This window comes from Halomonas sp. A29 (assembly GCF_046723295.1).
Lineage (GTDB): Bacteria > Pseudomonadota > Gammaproteobacteria > Pseudomonadales > Halomonadaceae > Halomonas.
Genome location: NZ_JAXQPR010000005.1, coordinates 1 through 23,337 on the forward strand (window position 1 = coordinate 1; position 23,337 = coordinate 23,337).

At 61.3% G+C, this 23,337-nt stretch carries 20 protein-coding genes; 1 reads left to right on the plus strand and 19 read right to left on the minus strand.

The window, feature by feature from the left end; genetic code table 11:
* The 17 genes from SPH52_RS10365 to SPH52_RS10445 form a co-directional block, all read right to left on the minus strand.
* The coding region (locus SPH52_RS10365) for a PAS domain-containing protein (RefSeq protein ID WP_411794951.1) at nucleotides 1–1,265 on the minus strand (1,265 nt) is incomplete at its 3' end.
* Between the two features lie 86 nt (nucleotides 1,266–1,351).
* Complete coding sequence (locus SPH52_RS10370; protein ID WP_411794952.1) at nucleotides 1,352–2,686, minus strand: methyl-accepting chemotaxis protein; 1,335 nt, start codon at nucleotides 2,684–2,686, stop codon at nucleotides 1,352–1,354.
* Between the two features lie 87 nt (nucleotides 2,687–2,773).
* On the minus strand, nucleotides 2,774–3,268 hold the full coding sequence (locus tag SPH52_RS10375) for a chemotaxis protein CheW (RefSeq protein ID WP_411794953.1): 495 nt from the start codon (nucleotides 3,266–3,268) through the stop codon (nucleotides 2,774–2,776).
* 2 nt (nucleotides 3,269–3,270) lie between these two features.
* Nucleotides 3,271–5,391, minus strand: a complete 2,121-nt coding sequence (gene cheA, locus SPH52_RS10380) for a chemotaxis protein CheA (protein WP_411794954.1) — start codon at nucleotides 5,389–5,391, stop codon at nucleotides 3,271–3,273.
* Nucleotides 5,392–5,445: 54 nt separating this feature from the next.
* Nucleotides 5,446–6,393 carry a flagellar motor protein MotB gene (motB, locus tag SPH52_RS10385; RefSeq protein ID WP_411794955.1) on the minus strand — a complete coding sequence of 316 codons (948 nt, stop codon included), beginning with the start codon at nucleotides 6,391–6,393 and terminating at the stop codon, nucleotides 5,446–5,448.
* Nucleotides 6,390–7,262: a flagellar motor stator protein MotA gene (motA, locus tag SPH52_RS10390; protein ID WP_411794956.1), complete on the minus strand. Its 873-nt coding sequence runs from the start codon at nucleotides 7,260–7,262 to the stop codon at nucleotides 6,390–6,392. Before motA ends, motB begins: the two co-directional genes overlap by 4 nt.
* A 186-nt stretch (nucleotides 7,263–7,448) precedes the next feature.
* Nucleotides 7,449–8,024 (minus strand): flagellar transcriptional regulator FlhC, encoded by a 576-nt coding sequence (flhC, locus tag SPH52_RS10395; protein WP_411794957.1) that lies wholly within the window; start codon nucleotides 8,022–8,024, stop codon nucleotides 7,449–7,451.
* Nucleotides 8,025–8,027: 3 nt separating this feature from the next.
* Nucleotides 8,028–8,354 carry a flagellar transcriptional regulator FlhD gene (gene flhD, locus SPH52_RS10400; protein ID WP_411794958.1) on the minus strand — a complete coding sequence of 109 codons (327 nt, stop codon included), beginning with the start codon at nucleotides 8,352–8,354 and terminating at the stop codon, nucleotides 8,028–8,030.
* A gap of 341 nt (nucleotides 8,355–8,695) precedes the next feature.
* Nucleotides 8,696–8,977 (minus strand): EscU/YscU/HrcU family type III secretion system export apparatus switch protein, encoded by a 282-nt coding sequence (locus tag SPH52_RS10405; RefSeq protein WP_411794959.1) that lies wholly within the window; start codon nucleotides 8,975–8,977, stop codon nucleotides 8,696–8,698.
* A complete protein-coding gene (locus tag SPH52_RS10410; protein ID WP_411794960.1) occupies nucleotides 8,974–10,263 on the minus strand; it encodes a flagellar hook-length control protein FliK in 1,290 nt (429 codons plus the stop codon). The genes SPH52_RS10405 and SPH52_RS10410 overlap by 4 nt, the downstream gene beginning before the upstream one ends.
* Nucleotides 10,260–10,637: a flagellar protein FliT gene (locus SPH52_RS10415; RefSeq protein ID WP_411794961.1), complete on the minus strand. Its 378-nt coding sequence runs from the start codon at nucleotides 10,635–10,637 to the stop codon at nucleotides 10,260–10,262. The genes SPH52_RS10410 and SPH52_RS10415 overlap by 4 nt, the downstream gene beginning before the upstream one ends.
* Nucleotides 10,638–10,644: 7 nt before the next feature.
* Nucleotides 10,645–11,064 (minus strand): flagellar export chaperone FliS, encoded by a 420-nt coding sequence (gene fliS, locus SPH52_RS10420; RefSeq protein WP_411794962.1) that lies wholly within the window; start codon nucleotides 11,062–11,064, stop codon nucleotides 10,645–10,647.
* A gap of 77 nt (nucleotides 11,065–11,141) precedes the next feature.
* Nucleotides 11,142–12,506, minus strand: a complete 1,365-nt coding sequence (gene fliD, locus SPH52_RS10425) for a flagellar filament capping protein FliD (protein WP_411794963.1) — start codon at nucleotides 12,504–12,506, stop codon at nucleotides 11,142–11,144.
* Nucleotides 12,507–12,679: 173 nt separating this feature from the next.
* On the minus strand, nucleotides 12,680–14,377 hold the full coding sequence (locus SPH52_RS10430) for an HD domain-containing phosphohydrolase (RefSeq protein ID WP_411794964.1): 1,698 nt from the start codon (nucleotides 14,375–14,377) through the stop codon (nucleotides 12,680–12,682).
* A 36-nt stretch (nucleotides 14,378–14,413) separates the two neighbouring features.
* Entirely contained in the window at nucleotides 14,414–18,451 is a 4,038-nt protein-coding gene (locus SPH52_RS10435; protein WP_411794965.1) for an EAL domain-containing protein, read from the minus strand.
* A 74-nt stretch (nucleotides 18,452–18,525) separates the two neighbouring features.
* Nucleotides 18,526–19,746, minus strand: a complete 1,221-nt coding sequence (locus SPH52_RS10440; protein ID WP_411794966.1) for a diguanylate cyclase — start codon at nucleotides 19,744–19,746, stop codon at nucleotides 18,526–18,528.
* A 175-nt stretch (nucleotides 19,747–19,921) separates the two neighbouring features.
* On the minus strand, nucleotides 19,922–20,143 hold the full coding sequence (locus SPH52_RS10445) for a DUF2835 domain-containing protein (protein ID WP_411794967.1): 222 nt from the start codon (nucleotides 20,141–20,143) through the stop codon (nucleotides 19,922–19,924).
* A gap of 196 nt (nucleotides 20,144–20,339) precedes the next feature.
* Here SPH52_RS10445 and SPH52_RS10450 point away from each other — a divergent pair, with 196 nt between their 5' ends.
* Nucleotides 20,340–20,843: a hypothetical protein gene (locus SPH52_RS10450; protein WP_411794968.1), complete on the plus strand. Its 504-nt coding sequence runs from the start codon at nucleotides 20,340–20,342 to the stop codon at nucleotides 20,841–20,843.
* A gap of 71 nt (nucleotides 20,844–20,914) precedes the next feature.
* On the opposite strand, the gene SPH52_RS10455 is transcribed toward SPH52_RS10450, so the two are convergent.
* Both SPH52_RS10455 and SPH52_RS10460 read right to left on the minus strand, forming a co-directional pair.
* Nucleotides 20,915–22,870, minus strand: a complete 1,956-nt coding sequence (locus SPH52_RS10455) for a methyl-accepting chemotaxis protein (RefSeq protein ID WP_411794969.1) — start codon at nucleotides 22,868–22,870, stop codon at nucleotides 20,915–20,917.
* Nucleotides 22,871–23,038: 168 nt separating this feature from the next.
* On the minus strand, nucleotides 23,039–23,233 hold the full coding sequence (locus SPH52_RS10460) for a hypothetical protein (protein ID WP_411794970.1): 195 nt from the start codon (nucleotides 23,231–23,233) through the stop codon (nucleotides 23,039–23,041).
* Nucleotides 23,234–23,337 lie beyond the last annotated feature (104 nt).

Here is a 23,337-nt window from a genome sequence, read left to right on the forward strand (position 1 = left end):
TGGGTGGTGCTGTAGAGACTCTTGCGCATGGTGTCCAGCGAGCCCAGCAGAGCGCCAATCTCGTCACGGCTCTGCTTCGGCGTCGCTACCGCCAGGTTGCCCGAGGCGATCTGCAGGGTGAAGTCGGCAGCGCGGCGCACCGGCCGGGTAATCGCCCGCATGATCCAGATGCTGATGACAAGCAACAGCACGAAGCCAAGCGCCATGAAGCCCAACTGGCCGGCAAGTATCTGCTGCTGCCCGCGCTCGGCCTCTTCCGCCATACCCAGCGCGGCGACACGCTGCTGATCGATCAGTTGGTTCACCAGCAGCGTCAGCGTTTCCGCTTGTTCCCTCAGACCAGCCGTATTGTTGTTGAGCGCCATCATGGCATCGAAGGCTTCTTCACCAGCCAGCGAGTCGGCCATGGCAGTCAAGCCTTCGTTCAGAAAGCTCGTCAGCGAGCCATCGAACTCCATCGCCACCGGCGTGCGGTTGACCTCGCGGTCCAGGTATTCTCTCCATAGCCCTGAAAGCTGCTCGGCGATGCTGGAAAGCTCATCGGCATGCTGGTGCCGCTGGCTAAGGATTTCCATGCGCTGCTCGGCGGTAAGGCGCTGCGGCCCCTCGTTGACCAGTTGACCGAGCTGTTGCAGCCGAATCACGTCCTGCAGGCCGTCTCGGTTCAGCTCCGCCAAGCGCTCGCCCGATGCCTGCAACCCATAGAGGCCGACGCCGCCACTGATGGCGAGCAGCAGCAATGCCGAGACGGTGAGCATCGAGAGCCGAGCACGGATGGAGTGCAGGTTGATACGCCCAAGCCAGCCCAACGGACCACGGCGCACCACCTGCCCCTGGCGAATGGCGAAGCCTGAGCGGCCCTTGCGCAACTGCGCATAGACATGCTCCGCCACCTCGACGGCAGCCGGCTCGACCATCGTGCGCACCGAGGTGTATCCCAGGCATTGCCCATCCTCGATGATCGGTGTGACCGTGGCCCGTACCCAGTAGTGGTCGCCGTTCTTGCAACGGTTCTTGACCACCCCTTGCCAGGTATCGCCGAGCTTGATCGTCTGCCACAGATCGGCGAAAGCCTCCGGTGGCATGTCGGGGTGACGGATCAGGTTGTGCGGCGAACCGATCAACTCCTCACGGCTGTAGCCACTCACCTCGACAAAAGCGTCATTGGCGAAGGTGATTTGTCCCTTGAGGTTGGTGCGGGTGATCAGCAGTTGCCGATCGTCCAACTTGTACTCCCGCTGTGTCACCGGCTGATTGTTGCGCATTGTGGTTTCCTTGCCGATTCGGCTCGCTCAGAGGCGGAACGGCGACTGGCATGACCCCGTCCCTGCGTCGTAATGGTGCTATGGCCCTAAAACGAGGCCCACTCTTCTTCTTGAGATTTTTCGTCCTGACGATGCTTCATGTCCTGTTGGCGCTTGGCCGGTAACGGATCCTGCTGCGGCGCTACCAGGCGGGCCGCACCGGCTTGCCCTCCCGCCCTGGACTGTGTCTCGCCCGCCTGCCCGACCAGGCGGAAACGCAGCACGGCCTCGCGCAGGCGAGCGGCCTCGGCCTCGAGCTGGGTCGCCGCCGTGGCCGCCTGCTGCACCAAGGTCGCATTCTGTTGGATCACCTGGTCCATCTGGGTCACGGCCTGGTTGACCTGGCCGATGCCATTGCTCTGCTCCAGCGAGGCCGAGGCGATCTCGTCCATGATGTCGCTGACGCGCTGCACAGCCGCGACGATCTCGCCCATGGTCTGTCCGGCCTGGTCCACCCGTGCGGTACCGGCATCCACTGTCTCCAGAGAGGCCTTGATCAGGGCACGGATCTCACCCGCCGCCGATGCGCTGCGCCCGGCCAGGCTGCGCACTTCCTGGGCCACCACGGCGAAGCCACGGCCGTGCTCGCCGGCACGTGCCGCCTCCACCGAGGCATTCAGCGCCAGAATGTTGGTCTGGAAGGCGATGGTGTCGATGACACCGATGATGTCAGACATCTTGTGCGAGCTTTCGCTGATGTCGTGCATGGTCGAGACGACCTCACCGACCACCTCGCCACCCTGAGCGGCAGTGCGCGATGCCTCGGCGGCCAACTGGCTGGCCTGACGCGCATTGTCGGCGTTCTGCTCCACGGTGGAGGCCAGTTCTTCCATGCTGGAAGCGGTTTCTGCCAGCGAGGCTGCCTGCTGCTCGGTACGAGACGACAGCTCACCATTGCCTTCGGCGATACCCTGAGCCCCGACATAGATACCTTCGCTGCTGCTGCGTACCGTCCCGACGGTTTTGGAAAGCCCGTCCTGCATGCGCTTCAGCGAGATGAAGAGACGCCCAATCTCGTTGTTGCCACGATTCTCCACCGGCTGGGAGAGGTCACCCTGAGCCAAGCCCTCGAAATACCCGACCAGGCGGGCGAGCGGCCGCAGCACATTGACGCTGATACCCCAAACCACGATGCCCATCACCACTGCCGACCCCGCCAGCACGATGACGATCGCCATGCGCATGAGGTCGGCAGTGGCGGTAAATGCAGTCTGGTAGGCGGTGCCCGACTCCCCCGCATGCGGCGCCATGGCAGCGACGGCGGTACTGCCTTGCTGCAGTGCATAAAGGCCCAGGGCACTCAGCACGACGAGCATCGCACCGAAAAACAGCAACACCAGAAACCAACTGGCCCGAACTGTCAGGTTGTCGAGATACTTCACGTCATCTCCTCATGAGCGGCGGGCGAAAATCGTCTTCTTCAATACGAACATCGGCCAGGGCAAGGCAAACTTGAGTTCGGCCTCGCTTCACTCAGCCACGCGTTCGACCAGCTCCATCTCGTCACTGGTCAGCAGCTTGTCGATATCGACGATGACCAGCATGCGATCCTCCAGGCTGCCCAGCCCGCTGAGGAAGTCCGACGACAAGGTCACGCCGAATTCAGGGGCTGGCTTGATCTGGTCGGGCGAAAGGGTCATGACGTCGGATACGCCATCGACGACGATACCGACGACCCGGTCCTCGACGTTGACCACGATAACGACGGTCTGGCCGCCGTACTCCACCTTGTCGAGGTGGAACTTGATGCGCAGGTCGACGATGGGCACGATCACCCCGCGCAGGTTGGTCACGCCCTTGATGAAGTCCGGCGCGTTGGCGATTCGCGTGACGTTCTCGTAGCCACGAATCTCCTGCACCTTGAGGATATCGACGGCGTATTCTTCATCGCCCAGTGAGAACACCAGGAATTCACGGTTATGAGCTTCGGCTGCAGCCAGTGTTGCAACGTTCGTCTGGTTCATGATCAGATCTCCAGCGCTTTGTCGGTGAGGACTTCAAGTGATTGCAATCCCCGCTCGGGCCGGCGTTTCTCCTTCTTGGCCCGGCTAAGGCGATGCAGGCCGGTGATGTCAAGGATGAGCGCCACACTGCCATCGCCGAGGATGGTCGCGGCCGATACCCCCGGCACCTTGCGGTAGTTGGTTTCCAGGTTCTTGACCACCACCTGCTGCTGGCCGACCAGGTCGTCCACCAACAGGGCATAACGACGTCCTTCGCCCTGCACGATGACAGCGATAGTCTCGGTGAGCTTGGTCTTGGCCTTCGGCACGTCCAGTGCCTCATGCACCGCCACGACCGGCAGGTACTCGTCGCGCACCTTGAGCACCACATCGTCACCAGCCATGGCGTACAGGTCTTCCTTGGCCGGCTGCAGGGATTCGAGCACGGCGGACAGAGGCAGGATAAACATCTCGTTGCCGACCTTGATCGACATGCCGTCGAGAATTGCCAATGTCAGCGGCAGCACGATGCGGATGGTGGTCCCTTCGCCAAACCTGGACATGATCTGCACGTGGCCACCCATGCCCTGGATGTTACGCTTGACCACGTCCATGCCGACCCCTCGCCCGGAGACGTCGGTCACTTCCTTGGCCGTGGAGAAGCCCGGGGCGAAGATGAGTTGCCATACCTCGTCATCGCTCATGGTGTCGGAAACGGGCAGGCCGTTCTCACGCGCCTTGGCCAGCAGCCTGTCGCGGTTGAGGCCGGCACCATCGTCGATCACCTCGATGATGATGTTGCCACCCTGGTGCTTGGCCGAAAGCACCAGCTTGCCTGTGCGGGGCTTGCCGGCCGCCTCACGGACGTCGGGCGGCTCGATGCCGTGATCGAGGCTGTTGCGCACAAGGTGCGTCAGCGGGTCGATGATGCGCTCGGTCAGGCTCTTGTCGAGTTCGGTGGACTCGCCTTCGGTGGTGAGCTCGATCTCCTTGCCCAGCTTACTGGCCGTCTCGCGTACCACCCGAGGGAAGCGGCTGAAGACGAAATCCATCGGAATCATGCGGATCGACATGACCGATTCCTGCAGATCCCGAGCATTGCGCTGCAGCAGGCTCATGCCGTTGAGCAGCGCGCTGTCGGCGACACCCTCCATTTCGCTGACGGTCTGGTCGAGCATCGATTGGGTGATGATCAGCTCACCCACCAGGTTGATGATCTGGTCGACCTTGTCGACCGAGACCCGGATCGAGGTCGACTCCCCACCACCCTTGGCCTTGTTCTTCGCCTTGACCGGCTTGGCATCGTCAACGGGTTTGGCAGGAGCCGCAGCCTTCGGCTGCTCTGCTACGGGCTCGGCAGGCGGTGCCGCCACCATCTGGGCAAACTCCGGTTGTGCCGTCGCGTCTGCCGTCGGCTCACCCTGGGGTGAAAGCGCGACCTCGGCGGCACGCACATTGACCTGGTCGGCATCGACGATGAAGCACATCACCGCCTCGATGTCGTCGCTGCTGACCGAGGAAGCGAGCGTCACCTCATAGCATGCTTCATCGCCACCATGGGCCACGACCTCTCCCAGTTGCCCCAACTCCTCGACGAGCAGTTGGCGATCCTTCTCAGCCACGTTGAGCAGCGTCACGATACAGTGATTCGACCCGTTCGCTTCCGCTTGTTCGCTGGTGGCAACGGGTTCCGGCACAGACTCCGTCTCAGGCTTGGGCGTCGGCGCAGCGGATGCACCCTCCTCCAGGTCCTGTCCAATCTCCTCCAGCGCCAAGCGCTGCAGCGTCTGGCAGATGCGCTCGAAGGCCTCCTGATCGGGCTCGTTGCCGTTACGATAGGCATCTAGCTGATCACTGAGCATGTCCTTGGTTTCCAGAAAGGTATCGACGATATCCCGGCGCAGCGTGAGCTCGCCCTTGCGGGTATGGTCGAGCAGGTTCTCGAACAGATGCGTGGTCCTTTGGAGCACATCGAAACCGAACGTACCGGCACCGCCCTTGATCGAATGGGCCGCGCGAAAGATCGCGTTGAGCTGCTCGGTATCCGGCTCGTCCACATCTAGCTCCAGGAGGTAGCGCTCCATGTCGGCCAGCAGCTCTTCGGCTTCCTCGAAGAAAGTGTCATAGAAATCTGTGATATCCATGCGCCTCACCACCTGGTGTCAAAATTGGTTTGTCTGGCGCCTTACTCGTGTTCCCTACTCGGGATTGAGAGTACGGCGCAGGCCTTCAGTAAATTGTTGTACGGGTGCCAGATCGACTTCGCTTTCAAGACGCGTACTCATCGGGCTCGGCACGCCTGGACCGTTCAGGATGCTCGGCCGACGGATGTACTCCGCCACCTCTGGCAACAGCACCAGCAGCTCGATCCGGCGGTTGTCCGCATCGAACGGGTCGGTATCGGGTAACAGCACACGATCGGCGAAACCTGATACCCGCAGCAGCTTGTCCGAATCGAACCCACCGGCAACGAGCTCACGGCGAGAGGCATTGGCTCGGTCATTGGACAACTCCCAGTTGCTGTAGCCGCGGTAACCTCCGGCGTAGGGTCGACTATCGGTATGCCCACCAATGCTCAGGTAGTTCGGCAGATCATTGAGCAGCGGCGCGATGGTACGCAGCAGGTTGCGCATGTAGGGGGCCACCCGGTCGCTGCCGACATCGAACATCGGTCGCTGCTCGGTATCGAGCAACTGGATACGCAGTCCCTCGGGCGTGAGGTCAAAACGCATCTGCTGGCGCAGCTCACGCAGCTCGGGGTCGGCCTCGATCACCGCCTCGATACGACGTTGCAAGTCCATGAAGAAGCGCCGCTGCTGCTCACTCGGACGCGAGAACTCCCGGGTGTCGATGCGGCTGCGCTCGCCATCGCTGTGAGCCGGATCCGGCCCTCCTCCCGGGATGACCTGGGTGCTGCCAGAACGATCCCCACCAGAGATGGCACCAGTCAGGGGTGTGCTGAAGTAGTCTGCTACTCCTTGGCGCTGCTCGTCGCTAGCCACAGAGAGAATCCACATCACCAGGAACAGCGCCATCAGAGCCGTCATGAAGTCGGCCAGTGCGATCTTCCAGCTTCCACCATGGTGGGCGTGGACTACTTTCTTGCGCCGAATGACAATCGGACGCTTGTCGCCGCCTGCGCTCATTCTGCTGCCGCACCCGACTTGGCGTTACGTACATAGGTTTCAAGCTCGGTGAACCCTGGCCGTTCGGCGGTGTGCAGTGCCTTGCGACCGAACTCCACCGCCAGCTGTGGCGCGTAGCCGTGCAAACTGGCCAGCAGCGTGATGCGAATGCACTGGAGCATCTTTTCTGCTTCCTTGATCTGGCGCTCGATGCTGCTGGCCACCGGATTGATGAAGCCATAGCCCATCAGGATGCCGAGGAAGGTACCCACCAGGGCGTGGGCGATCATTTCACCCATTTGCTCGGGCCCGGCATCGGCATAGGTCAGCGCCTTCACCACCCCCATGACAGCCGCAACGATGCCGAACGCGGGCATTGCATCGCCCACCTTGGCGATGGCATCCGCCGGAATGTGGGCCTCCTGCTCGAAGGTCTCGATCTCATGGAGCATCAGTTCGTCGATTTCCATGGGATCCATGCCACCAGCGACCATCAGGCGCAGGTAGTCGGTCAGGAAGTTCATGATCATCGGATCGGCCAGCACCCTGGGGTGCTCCTGGAACAGTGCACTCTCCTCGGGTGTGTCGATATCGCGCTCGATGCCGAGCATGCCCTCGCGTCGGACCTTGGTCAGCAGCTTGAACTGCACTGCCAACAGTTCCATGTACATTTCCTTGTTGTACTTCTTGGTACGCCGCAGCTTGGGAATGATCTTGAAGGTGGCCTTGATCGCCTTGCCATTGTTGGCAGCGATGAAGGCACCGACCCCAGCCCCACCGATCATCAGCAGCTCGGTCGGCTGATAGAGCGGCCCAAGAAAGCCCCCGGCAAGCACGAAGCCGCCGAAGACACACAACATGACTACGAGGTAACCCAGTAGAATCAGCACAACCGATACCCTTTATTGGATGTAAGCCGTCGTTATCACTGCATATCGGCCAAGCGTGGCCACACTTGAGGCCTGATGGCCAAAAAGAGCGTGCCAACTCGATCGTCGGTTCGTTTCATACAGGCAGACAGCAAGACGCCGCCCGAGGGCGGCGTCTTGAGGGGCTCACAGCTGGCAAACTCGGGATCAACCGACCCGCTTGAGTGCGACCTCGAGGCCAACGGCTTCCTCCGCCTCACGCTCACGGCGCTTGCGGGTCTTGCCGGCACGGGAGGGCGGCATGCAGATTCCACAGACGTAGTCATGGTCCGGGGTATGGGCATGGGCAACGAAGTGGCCACTGCAATGGGTGCAGGTGGAGAGCTGCAGCAGGTCGCTCTCGAAGAACCTGACCAGGGTCCAGGCCCGGGTCAGCCCCAGCACCGGGTCGGCCTGGTCAATACTCACCTGCTCATTGTAGAGCCGATAAGCGGTGACGAAGGCCTGCATCCGCTCGCACTTCTGCTCACTGAGCAGACGACGATAGATGTTATAGAACAGCGAGGCATGCACGTTCGGCAGCCAGGTGATGAACCAGTCCGTAGAGAAAGGCAGCATGCCCTTGGGCGGCGACATGCCACGCACTTCCTTGAACAGGCGAATCAGCCGGGCTCGACTCAAATCGGTCTCGGTTTCCAGCACTTGAAGCCGGGCACCAAGTTCGATCAGCTCGATGGCAAGCTGAACCTGCTGCATCTCCTCGACGAGGCTTTTCTGCGGCATCGCTCACACCCCCCGTGACATGGATACGGCTTCACGACCTGCCATCAGCAGCGAGGCGTGAAACTGCGACAATCCATTGTCACGGGGGTTGTGGACCACTTGACGCAGCTGCTCGGCACCATCGAAGCCGAAATGGCAGAGCAACTGGTTGGTGCGGGCCAGGCGGGTCAGTTGGGCGGCGCCGAGCGACACGAGCAGATCGGCGGTTTCGTCATCGATCTTGAGACGGAACATGGCCGCCGCGCGGTCGTCGTTCAGCAGGCGCTGTGCCAGCAACAGATAGGCAAGATTCAGCTCCTGGATCTCATCCAGGTGATTCGTGTTCATCATTCAGTTTCCCTGCACGCTGTTGATTCGCGTGTCCTTTGTTTTCTTGTAACGTACTTATTCAGGACTACGGCCTAGAGATACGTCGTGTTACGCAACGAAGCAGCCAGGCAGCTCCCGATAAGGACATATCTCACACAAGAAGCATTGTGACCACTGTTTTGTTACCTGCCAACCTCTTTCAACGCAAGCCAAGCTCAGCCAAAAAGATGAGCTTGCTAAGCCTCAAGAACTATTTTGTTAACGCTATGTACACGAACATAAAAAAATACACACAGGAGGGTTGACAAAACTTTGCAGCAGTGTATCTGGTTACATTTTTTTACAAAAAAATCAACACTGGTTCAACGAAGCTCTTGCGCTTCGCCAAGCTCATACACCCAAACCAGCAGTTCTGCGATCACCTGATAGAGCATCGGGGGGATCCGCTCATCAAGATCCAGCCCCATCAGCAGCGATACCAGCTCGGGTGCATCGTGAACGTAGATCCCCTGCCGCTTGGCCTCGGCCAGGATTCTTTCGGCCATGTCGCCATACCCTTTGGCCAACACCCGCGGGGCATCATCGCCATCGCGATAGGCTAACGCTACCGCCTGGCGGCGGCGCTCAGGCTTCGGTTTCTTCATCCCTGCCCCCTCTCCCAATCCCTTTCCCAGGGGCGCGCATCGACCAGTACCGTTGACAAGCCCGCATTTCGAAGCCGCTGCTCCAATTGCGGCAGCCCTTTTTCCAAGGTCTGCAGGGTTGCGTCATCCTTTGCCAGCAGTTGCAGGCGAACGTGCTTCTCCTGCAGCCACATCGCCACGCGAATCTCGCCCAGACTGGGCACAGAGAGCTGGAGTTCTGAATGCCAGGCCTCCTGCTGCGCCTCGTCCTCCCCCGGTCCGGTCTCTTCATGTTCATGTCGAGCTCCAGCCGGCAGTTGGATCATCAGCGCCATGAAGATGCCGGACCAGACATCCCCCTCCCAGCGCAGAACCGGCGTGACCAGCATCTCGAGCTGATGCCTGACCAGCCCTTGAAGACTTTCATGTACCGGCTCTCCCGCCGCAGAGCGCACTCGGGCCAACTGCTCGGCCGCCTCGCGCCCTGCCGCTTCCATCCCTTCGCTACGCGCCACACCCGGCTGTCCCGAATCGCGCAGCTGGCCAAGAGCCGGGGCAGGCAGCTCGCCCCCAGCCCGCTCGCCACGTGCCGCCGCGGGATAGAGCGATTCGGTGGCAATGTATGAGCTCGTTGCCGAAGCTGCCTGCCCCGGCATCACCTGCCCAGGAGTTGTTGGAGCGGGCTGTGCCTGTCCGGCTTGCGCCAACGTCAGCGCACCATTCGTTGGCGCATTGGCCACGTTTAGCGCCTGCGCAGGCGTACTTCCCGACCCTGCCGGCGCCGGCGCAAAGCGCAGCGTACGCAGCATCTGTGGCTCGCCCTCCAGCTGCTGTCGGCTCATTTCGCCGCGATACCAGCGCGATAGGTGCGACTCGTAGAACAGCCCGCTATCGCGCACGCCAGATTGCAGTCGGTCGGCCAGGGTAGCGGCGCTCGGCGACTCACCCGCTGCCATCAGCGGTGAGCCTGCGCTCAGCACCGAGGGTGGGGCAGGAAAGCGTACCAGCAGATCGGCGATCGTACGCGCCGAAGGACTGAAATGGATCTGGGAGGAAGCGGGAGGCTGAGCAGTGTCGCTGCGTGGCACCAAGGCATCGCCGCGCTGCGCCGGCGTGCTCGTACCATGCAGAGGCACCGTGGCCGGACGACGACCATCCAGGCGCGAGTCGCTATGCAGCGCCCTGGGGCCCTCGCCCGGGTCGACCGGCCGAACCGGCTCGGTCAAATCACGCGGTGGCGCGGTATCGACACGCTTGCCCAACACCTGGTGGAGCAGCGTATCGAGCAGTGGCGTGATGCCACTCACGATGTCCCCGGGCCAAACTTGTCAGAGGCCTCGACCACGGACGAAGCCTGCTTGCCATAGCTGCGATGCAGGTCGCGCTGGCGCCGGCTGGTATCCATGAGATGGCCGAGCTCATTGCGACGCGCCATCAACTGCTCACGAATGGTCAGGTCATCGGCAAGAATCGCTTCCAGCAGATCGGCCTTGCGCTGCACGCCCTCGTGATCAAGCGTGGTTTCCTGGTCGAGCTGTCTGATTCGGTCGGCAAGCTGCAGATAACCTGACTGGCGCTCGATCAGCGCATCCCACTCGCCGGCCCGAGCCAGCTCTAGCATGATCGCAACTTGCTGCCTGAGCCGAGCATAGCCATCGAGCAGCGCACCGGCGGTCGACATGGCCATATCAACCCTGCCCCCCCGCGCCACCAATCTCTCGCCACGCCGAGGCGATATCGTCCAGCAGTTTCTCGGCCTGATCCAGGCTCTCCTGGTCATTGTGCAGGTTGGCCGCCAGCAGCAGCCGGCTGATATAGTCGTACAACGAACCGAGCCGCTCGGCAATCTCACCGCCTTTTTCGGTATCCAGCGCTGCCAGCAGCCCATTGTTGACGATATCGAGCGCCTTGGAGATGGACTTGCCCTTCTCTGCAATGTTGCCCGCTTGCATATGGATGCGTGCCGCACGGATGGCGCCCTGGGCACCGTCGAACAGCATCACGATCAACTGATGTGGACTGGCTGCCATCACACCGCTTTCCACTCCGACCCGTGCATAAGCCCCGGCGCCACGGCCGTAAGCGGCTGCTCCTCGCATGACAGTCATGGCGATAATTCTCCTGTAGTGGCATGACCTTGCAACTGCGGCAACACGCGATCGGCCAGGCCGCGCGCGTCAGCCCCTTACCTCTTGCGCCCAAGCTGGGCATTCATGATGTCGAACTGCTGGAACAGGTAATCGCTCACCTGGTTCATGCTTGCAACCATGGCATCGAGCTGTCCGAACTGGACACGGTAGCGCTGTATGGTCTGCTCGATGCTGCGCTCCATGCGCTCATGGCGATCCTTCAGGCCGGTGATCCTCGACTCCAGCCCACGCTTGGCGTTGTCCAGCAGACCACGGTCGCGCAATACCTGGTCCAGCGTCTCATTCAACTTGCCGGCCAGCCCACCCGCCTTGTTCTCACCGGCAAAGAATGCCGACAGCGCCTGGGGATCGTTGGCGACGATCTCACTCATCTTCTCTTCATCGAGCTTGAGCGTTCCATCACGCTGCAGGGTAATGCCGATGTCCGACAACATGCGGAATTGGCCCTCGCCGACCCCGCCACTGAGAACGCCACGCAAGCGCGACTCGACGGTACGCAGGGCGCTGTCGCCCAGCAGCTCACCGGCCGCACCGGTATCGGCATTGAACCGGGTCAGCTCACTAGTGGTGCTGCGAAGCTCGTTGTAGGCCTTGACGAAACCGCTCACCGCTTCGCGAATGGCCAGCGTGTTGCGCTCTACCACCACGGTATTGCTGCTGCCTTCGGCAGTGACTTCTTCGAGATCGAGCGTCACCCCCTGTATGGCGCCCTCTACTCGGTTGGTCTGGCTGGTGATGGCGATGCCGTTCACGCTGAGCGATGCATTCTTCGCCTCGACCACGGTCTCCAGCGTCGTGCCCAGATGCTCCTCCAGCCCCCCCGAAAACGTGGCCGTGACCGCCGCTTCGGTGCCGGTCTTGTTGGAGGTAATGACCAGGCGATGGGGGCTACCGGAACCATCGTTGACGATGGTTGCCGTCACACCCGACTTGCTGTCATTGATTGCCTTGCGGACATCTTCCAGGGAACTCTTGCCGGGCGCGATAGCGATATCGATCGGCGCGCCGCTGCCGAGCGTCAAGCTGACGGTGCCACCGCCCAGCTGTGAGGTTCTGCTCTCCACGCCACCTGCGGCAATGCTCTGCGCTGTCGCGAGTTGGGTAACGTTCACCGAATAGCGTCCCGGAGGGGCATCGGACTTGGCTGCGGCCTTGACACCGCTCCCCGTCACATTGCTCGAGACGTTCTGGAAGAATTTCGAGTCGTTGAGTTTCGCAGCCGCTTCCTGCAGCTTGGTCAGCGCACTCTGCAGCTTGCCATAGGCCGATATCTTGGCCTGATGACTCTTCTGCTGAATCTTGATGGGTTCGAGCTTCTTGCGCTCGGCCGCGTTGAGCTGATCGAGCAGACCATTGAGGTCGAGCCCGGAACCAATGCCCAGCGAGCTTATCGTAGCCATGACGCTTCCTTTTTCATGCAGCCATTCTGGCAGGCTTTGCGCCAACGATTCCGGTGAAAAGCCCGCGACCTAGGGGTTATTTCGTATTATCGGCTCACAGCGCGCCAACTTTAGGTGCACTAACCCATTATCTCGGCCCCCGGGCATTGCCCTTCAGCCGTGGCTCGCACCGTTCATGTCGAGACGGGAACCTCCTCGACCATCTCTCCCAGGCGCGAGGTGACATCGCCACGCAGCACCTCTCCCAGCGCCTCGCCGGGCGGGGAGATCTCCTCGCTGAGCTGCACCTGGAAGGGCCTGCCCTGCTGATCGAGTCGCTGAATCCAGGCCAGAGCTCCACCGGAGAAACGCACCAGCGACCCTACCGGGCGAAGCCCGAAGCGCTGTACATAACGCCTTACCCAACGTGGATCAAATAGCTGTGGTGACTGGAGGAGATGGCGATATACGGCATCGATGCGCCAGGCGGGGCGGTCGGGGCGGTCTCGACGCATGGCATCGACTACATCCACTACCGCACTCATGCGTGCCAATTCGGCCAGGTTATCGCTTGCTACTCCTGACGGATAACCGCTACCGTCGAGCCGCTCGTTGGTGCCGGTGACCACTGCATCCATGATGCTCGGGGACAGCCACTGGCAGCCATTCATTCGCTGCTGCAGCAACTCGACATGTGTCGTGAGATGGGCACGGGCTTCGGACTCCAGCGACTTGCTCCCCAACAATGTCGGTGGCAAAAGCCCTTTACCCAGGTCGTGCACCATGGCACTGGCGGCCAGTGCCTTGCGTACGTCCCGCGGCACCGAGCCGCTGTTGGCCAGCGCCAGCGCGTGCACGGCGACACCCAGGCCATGACGCACCAGCAAAGGCTCCTGCACCAGGCAGCGAGTAGCAAAGAGCAGCGCCTCGATATCTTCCTCGGCCAGTTGCAGCAGCATGTCGGCGTGTCGCGAGAGCTGCACGGAGTCGATATCGTCACCCTGCTGCAGCTCGAGCAGCTGCGCATCAAGATAGCCCGCCACCCGTGCCAGCCGACGCGCCATGGGAGTGGGATAAGTCAGCAGGTTGCGCCGACCGACCGGCGTTGACGTCCCGGAGGACTGGCTCTGGAAGAGCATCGAAGGCAGGCGACCGACATCGGGTTCATCACCATAGCGTGACGACTCACGCTCAATCTCGCGGACGAAGAACCACAGCTTGCGCTCCTGCTCGGCGGTGCAATTCTCGAAGTGGAATCCCACCCGCAGAGCCTGACGGTCACTATCCGCCACCTTGTGGCGCGGCGCCGCCTGAACCGAAAAACGCGTACCGTTGGGAAAACAGAACTCGATCTCCACCAGCACGGCCTCGGCCAGCAGGGTTGCTGACGAGGATGGCAGTTCCAGCTGGCAGCCCTGCTGGGAAAGATCCTTGAGGTCGCCCTGCACCGCAATGTCACTCTCACTACCGCCCTCGACGCCGCGGATAATGGCGCCTACCTCCATACCCAGGCGTAAACGCGCACGAAAGGCCTCGCGACGCTGCAACTCCTCGAGGTAGTGAGGGTATTCGCACAGACAATGTACCCGTCCGCCCACCGCATCGATCTGCAGCGACTTCAGCACCGGGGTACGAATCATCTTGCCATGCACCTGGCCGAGCAAGCTAAAGCCTATACCACGCTTGAGTTCGCCGGCGATTTCACGTACGGCGCTGATATCGAGCAGCAGCGATTGCGGCGGCGTCTGTTCCATGACCACTACCGGCATGGGCGTACTATCGGGCTTGTCGAGCAGCATCGAAGCCCCGCCGGGCTGGATCAACCGCTCCAGCAACGCCACGATCTCGCTCGGACTCCCCACGCGAAGAAACTCATCCTGTACCTGCGCCATCCTCGCTATCCTGCCCCCACAGCTGTTAATGGTTCGTTATTGGTGGTTATCGTTTGGCCACGACCGAGCGTCCTCGAACGCCTCGTCATTGTCCGGAGACGGCACTTGTTGCATCGGACTGGGCACAGCGGCCCGTTCCTTCAAGTAGGCTCGTAAGTTCTTGAGAGGCATCGGCCGAGCGAAGAGGAATCCCTGGAACACGTCGCAGCCATGTGCTGCCAGGAAATCGCGCTGCTCCGCCTGCTCGATACCTTCCGCCACCACCATCAAGCCAAGATGGTGGGCCATGGAGATGATGCCCTGGACGATAGCGCTGTCATGACGATTGGTGGTGACATCGCGCACGAAGCTGCGATCGATCTTTATCTTGCCGATCGGCAGTTGCTTCAAATAGCTCAGGCTGGAGAAACCGGTACCGAAATCATCGATGGAAACCTCCACGCCCATGTCGCGCAGGCAGTGCAGGGTCTCGATGGCCGATGCGGTATCGGTCATCAGTATGCCCTCGGTGAGCTCCAGTTCGAGATAATCGGGTGACAGCCCCGTCTCCAGTAATGCCTGCTGCAGATTACTCAGGAAATTGGCGCGGCGGAACTGCAGCGGAGAAAGATTGACCGAGACGCGGTACCGGCCATATCCCTCTACGGCCAAGAGGCACATATCGCGGCACGCCTGACGCAGAACCCAATCGCTGATCGGCCCGATCTGGCCGGTCTCCTCCGCCAGCGGAATGAATAGCCCCGGTGAAAGATACCCCTTGAGAGGATGCTTCCAACGCACCAGCGCCTCGAAGCCGGCTACCCGGCCGCTCCGCGCGTCAATCAGAGGCTGGTAGTGCAATTCGAAGTTCTGTGCCTCTATCGCCTCCTGCAGATCGTTGCGCAGCGCCATGCGCGTACTCACTTCATCATTGATGTCACTGGTGAAACACTCCCAGGCGTTGCGTCCCTTCTGCTTGGCGCGGTACATCGCCATGTCGGCCTGCTGGATCAGTTCGACCGGGTTTTCCAGTCCTTCCTTCAGGAAGGCGATGCCAACACTGGCACCGATGTAGAGTTCGTGGTCGTCGACCCGATAGGGGCGGCCAATGCGAGACAGCAACCGCTCGGTCAACCGGATGGCCTCGCCCTCACGATCGAGCGCCGGAAGCAGGATGACGAACTCATCGCCGCCGAACCGCGCCAGCGTATCCCCGGGATCCAGCTCATCTGCCAGGCGCTGGGAAACCTGAATCAATACTTGGTCGCCGACCTCATGACCCAGGCTATCGTTGATCGGCTTGAAATCATCCAGGTCGAGAAACAGGACCGCCAGGTGGCGGCCGTGACGCTGTGCCAACTGCACATCGTGCAGCAGGTGGTCCTCGAACAGTGAACGGTTGGCGAGCCCCGTCAGCGCATCGTGGCTGGCATGGAACGACAGCTTGGCCTCGTAGGACTTGCGCTCGGAAATGTCGTGCTGGATACCAACGAAATGGGTAACGACACCTTTACCATCCTTTACCGGAGCCAAGTAGAGGTTGTTCCAGAATGGCGTACCATCCTTGCGGTAGTTGCACAGGGTGACATTGATCTCACGCTGTTCCTCGATGGCCCTCCTCAACTGCTCCACGGATTCAGCATCGGTTTCGCTGCCCTGCAGGATACTGCAATTGAGCCCAAGCATTTCGTCCCGGTGGTAGCCGGTAATACGCTCGAACGCTTCGTTGACATAGATGATAGGGTGCCCGGCCTGCCGTGCATCGGCAATGACTATTCCATTGATGCTGGCCTCGACGCTGCGCTGCAGTATACGCAGCTCCGTCTCGCGGCGGTGCCGCTCGGTCATATCCTTGGCGATGCCATAGAAGCCGATGATACGGTCATTGACGACGATGGGCAGGTTGGTCACGTCGAGATAGACGCTGCGTTCCTCCCGGTCGAGGATAGTCACCGAGTAGCGGAACGCTTCGGCCTTGTCGAGATTGCGATAGAGCGACTCGATACGCTCCAGGTCACGCGGTTGCGTCAGCGCCGAGAAATGCGAGCCGATGAGTTGCTCGAGTGTGTATCCGGTGATCTTGCTGCACGCCGCATTGGCCGAGGTGAAGTGCCCCTCCAGATCGAGGGAGAAAACCGCATCCGGGTGGTAGGTGAACAGGGAACGATAACGTTGCTCGTTCTCCTTCAATGCCTGGCGGTTACGTTCGCGCTCCACTGCCAGCGAAACCAGCTCGGCCGCCTCGATCACGCGCCGGCGGTCGCTTCGCGTAGGCTCGCCCGGCTGGGGATAATAGATGGCAAAGGTTCCCAGCACACGCGCATCGCTGCTCATCACTGGATAGGACCAACAAGCCGCGAGACCATGCTGAGCCGCAAGCTCGTGGTATCCGCTCCAGCGCGGGTCGCGTGCAATATCGACGCATATCACGAAATCGCGAAGGTAAGCCGCACTTCCACAGGACCCATTCTCGGGGCCAATCGCCACGCCTTTGATGGCATCGCAATAGGATGACGGCAGGTTGACGCTGTATATCCGCTCCAAGTGCAACTGGGCCTCATCGCTCAGCATGATGGAGGCAATGCCGCCCGGCACCTGAGCCTCGATAATCCGGCAGATCGCCTTGAGGGTCTCTTCCAGGGGTTGGTCACGCGCGATCAATGCCTGCACACGCTGCTGGGCACGCAAGTGACGCTGCGTACGTGCCAGCGCCAGCGAGCGGCGACGGCTCAAGCCAGCCATTCCCAAGCTGAAGGCGAGGAGATAGCTCATCAGCAAACCGCCGGCGGCCACCCCCAGCGGCAACAGGCCCGCCAGGCTGAGCGACAGCGGTCCATCGCCGTGGACTCGCATCTCCACGGCGGCCCCACCGGGCAATACCACCCAGCCACGCCGAAGCTCCACTCCCCTTAACGCATCCTGTCGATGGTTGGCCACCATCAGACTTGCATTACGCTGCAAGGAAAGCCGTAACGGAGTGATCAGCGAGCTCATTTCCTCGCGAAACAGTAGCGTCAGATCGAGAACTGCGACCAGCCTGCCATGCGCAGGCAGCAGCAACGGAACGGACACCAGGGCAAGTTCGTGGTGCTGTTCGTCCGGCAGCACCCAGCGCGGATAAGGGCCTCCCACCGCCAGCCAGTCCAGCAACCAGTCGTGCCCGTCGACCCACTCTGACAAACGGAAATCAGCGGTCCTTTCACGCCCCCATCGAAACTGCTCGCTGCCACCGGACTGCCAGTGCAGCGAGACCAGGCTCGGCATGTCGCGAAAGAGATCATCGACCTCCGCTTCTCGGTAGCTCAGCGGCGGCAAGCCGCCGAACTGCTCCCAACGCGCGGCCATGCGCTGTATCTCGCGCTGCTGGTCGTCCACGACACGCTCGGCATTGATTTTGAAGGTGTACATCAATTCTGCGGCATGGCGTAGCTTGGCATCGTGCTGCTGCCAGGTAAGGGCATACCAGGCCAAGCCGCTTGCGAGTACCCCGCCGATAACAGCCAGGATGATCGATTGGCTCAGGACCGGAGTAACGGTCGAGTGTCGCGCCATCATCACCATGGTCGTGCCACACAGCAGCGCAGGCAAGGCAGTGAAGGGCGTGGCGAAGGCGGTACCCCACGGGCTGGTGGCCAGCAGATCCGGCCATAACCCCGCCGCAACGCTCACCCCGCCGACCATGAAGAGCACGACACCACCGAGCCACCAGAACAGGCATGCACGCGCCGAACCATTACCCGCCATCAGGCACACCGAGGCAATCAATACGGCGATACTGGTGGCCGGCGTAAGGAGCTTTTGATTCGCAATGAACGCTTCGGGGACCATGAGCGGCCACCACGCCAGCACTGGCGAAAACAGCCCTATAGGCAACAGCAGTGCGCCACAGAACTGGGCCGCTGGCCTCCGTTTCAGCAGCATCGCCAGCAACCCGCTACCCACCAGCAACATGATGGGCAGGCTGATTCCGGCTGGCTTCCAGTCGCCAGGCAGTTGCCAGGCTGCCAGCCCGTTGATGCCCCCCATGACAAGCAGCAGCACAGGCACCAGCACCAGCCAGGTATGCAGCGCTACCTGCTGTAGATTATTGGGCATTCGGCCCCCGCTCGCTAAATTGCCTGAACAAGATATCGGCAGCGAGCCGCGGGACTTGAGGATTGCTAGCGGGTTCAGGCGTCCATGGATGCCAGCGCCGCTACCACTTGGTTGCGCCCCTCCCGCTTGGCCTGGTACAGCGCTTCGTCGGCACGCTTGAGTGCTTCCTGGGGTGGCTCGTCCTGTTGCAGGCGGGTCACGCCGATACTGGCCGTGACCGGGATCGACTGGTCGTCGCGGCCGGTGAAATGAGCCTTTTCTACGGCGTCTCGAATGCGTTCGGCGACTTCTATCGCCCGGGCCTGACCACTGCCAACCAGGATGATGACGAACTCCTCGCCGCCATAGCGTGCGACACAGTCATGCCGACGTGTCTGTCGCACCAGCAGTTCGGCGAACTGGCACAGCACGCTGTCGCCTACCGAGTGACCGTAGCTATCGTTGATGCGCTTGAAATGATCGAGATCGACCATCAGCAGTGAACAGGGGACGCTACCAAGACTGTCCTGCCCCTCGGTGTCACGCTGCCAAGCCTGGACCTTTTCCAGGTGCACCTCCAACGCACCGCGATTGAAGAGCCCGGTCAGAGCGTCGTGCGTCGCCTGACGATAAAGCCGCAGCAGCAGGCTGAGCTGAAAGTGGTTGGCTGCCAATGAGACGATCAGCAGACTTGCAAGCAGCCAGAGACTCTCCAGCCCGCGACCGGTAAGCCAACTGCCTTCGATCACCTGCGAAAACGCCAACAACCCAAGCATGGCGAGGCCGGCAACGAACGACTCCAGCAGAGTGAAAGGAAAGACGCTCAATGCCGCCACCAGCAGGAAGGGTATGAAGCCATAGCCCGCCAGGCTCCGCACCTGATCTGCGGGCAGGATGATCAGCACGAACAGATAAAAGCCCGCAGGCAATGCCAGCAGCATACCGGCACTGAAGCGAATGCGGCGTATCCGATCGCGGCTCAGGTAGGCCACCGCCAGCACGCCCACCAGTCCCAGCAGCAGTCCCACCCGTCCCGCCAGGGTGTACCACAGCAGTTCGCTCGGCAGTACCAGCGAATCCACCACGATCCACAGCGGCGACAACATCGCAAAGATGAGCCCCAGGGCCAGCACCCGGCTGCGTAGATAGCGGGCATGCGCGAATGCAAAGTCTCGCGAATGGTGATTGCTGCTCAAGGTATCGTGCAGGGCGCTCAAACCGACGAATAGATCATGCCCAACCTCAGGCGGCTCGGCCAGAGCATCCAGGCGACGGTTCTGGTATTCACGGGGTTCGCGCGACTTGCTGACGAGCATGACATGGCCTTGTAGAGTGGCCGCACTTCAAGATGGCCGGTAACGGAAACGCTGCTGCCTGAACGAAGGCTGACCGTGCAGGATCGTCGTTATATCAGAGCAAGCTCAACGTAACGAGAGTCCAGGGTTTGACATTCGACAAACATCGAGCAATTCCACCGCTATTTCTTCCATCTCACTCCAGGCGTGTGATCGACTGGAAGCGTCCCTCTGACGTAAAAGAGAGGCGAAAAGTGCCATGCACGCCATCACGACCCACCACTCGACGCAGCGCCTCTGCCGGAAACACCACGCGGCGGCCATCCAGGCTACGCGCCATCACCTGCCCTATCCTGCCCTCGTAATGGGCAAGGCAAGCCTCGCTGGAAAGCTCCAGCACGACATCGATACTCGGCATGCGTTTCGACCAATTCCTGTGCTTCTAGCCCTGTGGTTTCAGTTCTGTAATTCCAGGTCACTCTTCTCGGTCCGGCAATTTCCGTCCTGGGGAGGGGTGAATCAGCAGCTTCTCATCGACCACTCTCGGCATTATTCTACGACTGACCCAACACCAACGATAAGAGCCCAGCGCTCAACCACGCAGGAACATGACCTTGAAGACACACTCACGCTACCGCGCCAGCATGGTGGGCGGAGCCACCTTGGTACTCGGCATGGCTCTCGCACTCGATACGGCCAAGGCCCAGGAGCCGGACTGGACCGCCGAGCCCAGCTACGGCAGCCATCACCTTGCCGCCGGTTTCACGCCCGACCCTTGGGTACAGAGCCTGCAGGCGGGCGGTTCCACGGAAGTCAACGGCAAGCTGGGACCGAACTGTACCGGCTACATCATGGCCAGTGCACCGGACATCGACCTGCACTATAACGCCGGCAGCATGCCGCTCTATATCACCGTCGAGTCCAACGCCGACACCACCTTGATCGTCAATGCTCCGGATGGCCGCTGGTACTGCAATGACGATTTCATCGGACTGAATCCACTGATAATGTTTCAGAATCCGGTCAGCGGCATGTACAACGTCTGGGTAGGCGTACACGGAAGCAATCAGATGCAGCCGGCCACGCTCAAGATCACCGAGTTGAATCCAGCCCGCTGAGGGGCTTTGCCTGCCTGCGGTGGGGCGCCTTGGGCACGCCCACCGCAACACCCCGCCTCCTATAACCGAACCTATGCCGGAACCAGCCGATGGCCTGCCGTTTCCTCGATCTTGAAGCGCTGTACCAGCTTCGCCAGCTCACGGGCCTGGTCGCTGAGTGAGTGGCTGGCGGCGCTGGCTTCCTCAACCAGTGCGGCGTTCTGCTGGGTGACCTCATCGAGTTGGCTGATCGCCATGTTGATCTGCTCGATACCGGAAGACTGCTCGGTAGCTGCCGTGGCTATCTCGTTGATGAAACTCGACACCTGCCGGACCCCTTCGGCGATGGCGACCAGCTGCTGACTCGCCTGGCCGACCAGCTTCTCGCCCTCGCCCACGCTCGCCACGCTGGAATCCACCAGCGCGCGAATCTTGTTGGACTCTTCAGCACAGCGGCCGGCCAACTGGCGCACTTCGGAAGCCACCACGGCAAAGCCACGGCCGTGCTCACCGGCCCGCGCCGCCTCCACCGAGGCATTCAGCGCCAGCAGGTTGGTCTGGAAGGCAATACTGTCGATGGCGGCGACGATGCTCTCCACCCGCTGATTGGCCTGCTTGATGGTGCCCATGGATTGAGCCGCCTGCTGCCCTACGCCACTGGCATCGCGCGCCTGGGCATCCAGCTCATTCGTCAGCTCGCGGGCGTGGGTTGCGGATTCCGCGGTCTGCTTCACCGTAGCGGTCATCTGCTCGAGGCTGGAGGCGGTTTCCACCAGTGATGAGGACTGCTCCTCGGTGCGGCTGGAGAGATCCTCGTTGCCCTGAGCGATCTCACTGCTGGCTGTGCTTACCGACTCGGCCGTGCGCTTGATATCGCCCATCATGGCCTGCAGGTTCTGCTGCATTTCATGCATGTGGGCCAGCAGACTGGTGGTATCCCCAGGCTTCACCGGCACCCGCATGGTCAGGTCGCCCTGAACGACACGACGCACCACATCCGCCGCACGCTGAGGGTCACCACCCAGCGTCTTCACTACCGAGCGCACCACGCCAAGACTGACCAGCACGGCGACCGCCACGATCACCGTGGTGATGCCCACCAGTATCCAGAACAGCCGCGACACCTCGGCCAGCGCTTCTCGCTCCGGTATTTCCAGCACCAGCCCCCAATCGAGCAGCGGCAGGTAGGTGTAGCTGCCGATCACCGCGGTACCGGCGACATCCGCATAGCGTCCCACCCCGCTCTCGCCCGCGCCTATCGCCACGGCCGCCTGTGTGGTTACTTCACGGCTCTCCCCCGCCAACGCTGCAATCGGTGTGACCGGCGTGCCGTCGCCCCCCAACAGGTAGGTATCGGAACTACCGCCCAGCGACATCTCGGCCATACGCTCGAACAGCACATCGAGGCGTACCGCCGCTCTCACCACGCCCACCACATCGCCATTCTCGCCAAAAACCGGCGCCACCACATTGCTCACCTGGTTGCCGGTAGCGCGTGAGACCAGCGGTTGGGAGAAAACCGGCTGCCCCTGGATCGCCTCACGGAACCAGGCGCGGTCGGCGACGTTGAAATCGCGCGCGTCCTGCTCGCTGAGAACCGCAGCGTTGCCATCGAAGCTCACCCCGGCCACGCCGATCCCATCCGGGCCGACGAAGAAAAGCGTATCGTAGTAACCGCTCTGCTCGGCGATGCGTGCCAGCAGGTGCTGAATCGGCTCGATCTCGACCTGCCTGACCGGGTCGAGCCCGGCGACGTAGCGGATCTCGTCCTGACGGGCACCCAGCCATTGAGTGAACGACTCCGCCATCATCTCGCCCGTGCCCTGCAGCTGCTGAGTGGTGGCTTGGGTGAACGAGTTGCGGTACTGCACGTAGACCAGCCCCGCCACCAGCATCACCGCCACCAGTACCAGCGAAACGATCATCAGTGTCAGTCGACTACTGAAGCCCAGCCGCGGCCGACGCTGCGGCGATGAATCATAGAATTGCTCTGCAGGTGGCTCAGCACCGGCATCATCGGGAAAACGGCCCAGCGTGATGGAATTCATCCCTTGCACTCCTCGCAGCCCCTCGAGCGAACCCAGCAGCGGGATCAGGCTGTCGTTATGATTTGTTTACGGCGCAAGCAGGCGGCGCCTGCATACAACCTTTATCGGCCGAAGCAGGATGAGGTTGAGAAATGAACTAAAGAAGTTTGAAAGTACGAAGCTACTGCATTAGGAATTAAGCATTGAAAGCGTACAGGCGCGCTGCTCGCTGACCGCCTTGGCATAGATCTCGTGGAGCTTGGCGTAATCTTCCGGCATCTGCTCGTCCATGCCGGCGGCCTCGAAGCAAGCCATGGTGTCGCGGGTATCGCGAATCACGCGGTCGAGTTCGTCGATGACCCGTTGGTACTCGGCTTCGTTCATGACGCACCTCGCGCTGGTTCATAAGAAGCTAAAGAGCATCATAAAAGAACCGGCCCCGAGGGGCCGGTTCGAGGTTGCTCGCGGGAAGGAACCCCTTCCCGGGA